The sequence below is a fragment of the Paenisporosarcina sp. P5_A11 genome (assembly GCF_056400705.1).
The window spans coordinates 1-1,478 of the sequence record NZ_JBFUKT010000339.1 but is presented as its reverse complement, the minus strand read 5'-3'; the positions used below and the strand labels follow the sequence as shown (position 1 = coordinate 1,478).

1 protein-coding gene is annotated in these 1,478 nt (G+C 42.1%); it reads right to left on the bottom strand.

What is annotated here, in order from left to right:
* Window positions 1–395 precede the first annotated feature (395 nt).
* A complete protein-coding gene (locus AC1DOS_RS20080) occupies window positions 396–1,385 on the bottom strand; it encodes a M23 family metallopeptidase (protein ID WP_477538902.1) in 990 nt (329 codons plus the stop codon).
* Window positions 1,386–1,478 lie beyond the last annotated feature (93 nt).

The window sequence follows — 1,478 nt, the reverse complement described above, 5'->3', positions numbered from 1 at the left end:
GACTAATCGTAAGAAAAAAGAGCGTCACAGAGTAACCGGATCTGTTTTGAGGTCCAAGTAAGCAATTACTAAAAAGAGTCCTGATTATTTTATGAATCGGACTCTTTATTTTTGTATATGTCTAAGCATTTTCTGCTTAAAAAATGATTGCGGTTTATAATTCCTTTTCGGTTGTGTTTTAATGTTTTGTGCACCTAAACAGAACCTGTTAATCACAGCACAGTAATTTCTTCAACAAAAGTCCCCCTCAAGTGTTTTTTAAAAAATTATCACTCTTTCCTGTAAGTGAAGGCGAAAAGAACTAATTCTCATCCGAAAATGAAAGCAACTGAACGTCTCTGCGGGTGGCACAGGAACAGCGGCTGTGAGACAAGCGCTAGTACCCACATTCATGATTACATGGCTTTCCTGTCCTCGATTTCCCAATGTTTCAAAGAAGGGAACGGATCATATGCCCATTCAATCCGGCCATTGAATTTATACATTCCATAGTGAAGGTGCGGTGGGAACTTGCCTGAAGTCCCTTTCTTCCCATACCCGGAACTTCCAACATAGCCGATGATCATCCCAGGCTCCACAATATGGCCTTCCTTGACGCCTTTATTGAAATGCGACAAATGGGCGAAGTAATGGTACGTATTATGGATATCACGGATTCCGATACGCCAACCGCCGAAGTCATTCCAGSCCATTACCTCAATCACGCCATATGTTGTAGATCGRACCGGGACACCATAGGARGCATACAAATCCGTACCTTCATGCATTCGGCGTCCGCCCCAGCCGCGGCTGGAACCCCATGTACTGCGGTAGCTGTAATCATTTCCGACAGGAAGGGGAAAGGCATGTTGATCCAGGTCTAACGTTTCAAAATATTTGTAAATCTGTGAAATTACCATGATCTGCCTAACAGCTTCATCGAGAACGTAATAATCTTTAAGTGCCTTCTTGAAATCATTTTCGGAATGTCCATATTTAATCAAGTAGTTGGACAGCGTGAGCATTAAGTCGTCATTATTCTCCAAGTCTGCCTTGCCATCGCCACTTCCGTCCATTCCATTCCCACCGAAAAATGAGATGGCAGAGGAAAGCTTATCGTTCTTAATCGGGTTCAAGTCACCCACCCAAAATGCATCTGAAAACTGAATGGCAATTGGACCTTCCCTTATTGTTAGATCGTTACGAACCTGCTGGATATTTCGCTCGTACTTGTCAACGGCCGCCAAATAGTACCACGGCACAGAAGGATTTGAATATTGTTGGTAATAACCCATACGCTGGTTCAAAAGTTGTTCTTTGGATTGTTCGCTTTCAGCTGTAGCAAGCGACGAAAAAGCGAAAAAACTCAGCACCAAAAAAATCGGATATCGAAGACTCTGGAACAAAAATAAAACCCTCCTTTTAGCATCACATTCCATAGTTTCTCCATTTCATTTATTTTCATGATTCATTTAGTTGACATGAAAAAATTGCCACCT